The 1,337-nt window shown below is 62.7% G+C and carries 1 protein-coding gene; it reads right to left on the bottom strand.

Annotation, left to right across the window (positions count from 1 at the left end; genetic code table 11):
• A partial coding sequence (gene tkt, locus HX830_RS13470; protein ID WP_371317496.1) for a transketolase occupies positions 1-1,337 on the bottom strand: 1,337 nt, incomplete at both ends.

Here is a 1,337-nt window from a genome sequence, read left to right as displayed (position 1 = left end):
TTCTTCATCAGCGCCGACATGCGTACCGCGTTACGGGCGTATTCCATGAACATCAGGAAGGTCGCGCCGTAAGGCAGCAGGCCGCCGTGCAGGGTCACGCCGTTCATGATCGCGGTCATGCCGAATTCACGCACGCCGTAGTACATGTAGTTGCCGCTGGCATCTTCAGCGCTGACGCCCTTGCAACCTTTCCACAGGGTCAGGTTGGAACCGGCCAGGTCGGCCGAACCGCCCAGCAGTTCGGGCAGCAACGGGCCGAAAGCGTTCAGGGTGTTCTGGCTGGCTTTACGGCTGGCGATGGTTTCGCCCTTGGCCGCGACTTCGGCGATATAGGCCGAGGCTTTTTCGGAGAAGTCAGCCGGCAACTCGCCGCTCAAGCGACGCACCAGCTCATTGGCTTCAGCCGGGAAGGCTGCGGAGTAGGCCGCGAAACGCTGGTCCCACTCGGCTTCGACAGCGCGGCCGGCTTCCTTGGCGTCCCACTCGGCATAGATGTCGGCCGGGATTTCGAACGGGCCGTGGTTCCACTTCAGCGCCGCGCGGGTCAGGGCGATTTCCGCGTCACCCAGTGGGGCGCCGTGGCAGTCTTCCTTGCCTTGCTTGTTCGGCGAACCGAAGCCGATGGTGGTCTTGCAGCAGATCAGGGTCGGACGCTCGCTTTTGCGCGCGGTCTCGATGGCGGTCTTGATCTCTTCCGGATCGTGGCCGTCGACGTTGCGGATCACCTGCCAGTTGTAGGCTTCGAAACGCTTCGGGGTGTCGTCGGTGAACCAGCCTTCGACTTCGCCGTCGATGGAGATGCCGTTGTCGTCATAGAAGGCGATCAGCTTGCCCAGGTCCAGGGTACCGGCCAGGGAAGCGACTTCGTGGGAAATGCCTTCCATCATGCAGCCATCACCGAGGAACACATAGGTGTGGTGGTCGACGATGTTGTGGCCGGGACGATTGAACTGCGCCGCCAGGACTTTTTCCGCCAGGGCGAAGCCCACGGCGTTGGCCAGGCCTTGGCCGAGCGGACCGGTGGTGGTTTCCACGCCCGGGGTGTAGCCGTATTCCGGGTGACCCGGGGTGCGGCTGTGCAGTTGGCGGAAGTTCTTCAGGTCGTCGATCGACAGGTCGTAGCCGGTCAGGTGCAGCAACGAGTAGATCAGCATCGAGCCATGGCCGTTGGACAGCACGAAGCGGTCACGGTCGGCGAACGACGGGTTGCTCGGGTTGTGCTTCAGGTAATCACGCCACAGTACTTCGGCAATATCCGCCATACCCATGGGGGCACCGGGATGGCCGCTGTTGGCTTTTTGCACGGCATCCATGCTGAGGGCACGAATGGCGTTGGC

Source organism: Pseudomonas gingeri (assembly GCF_013385425.1).
Taxonomy (GTDB): domain Bacteria; phylum Pseudomonadota; class Gammaproteobacteria; order Pseudomonadales; family Pseudomonadaceae; genus Aquipseudomonas; species Aquipseudomonas gingeri_D.
This window is presented reverse-complemented; position numbering and strand designations above follow the sequence as displayed.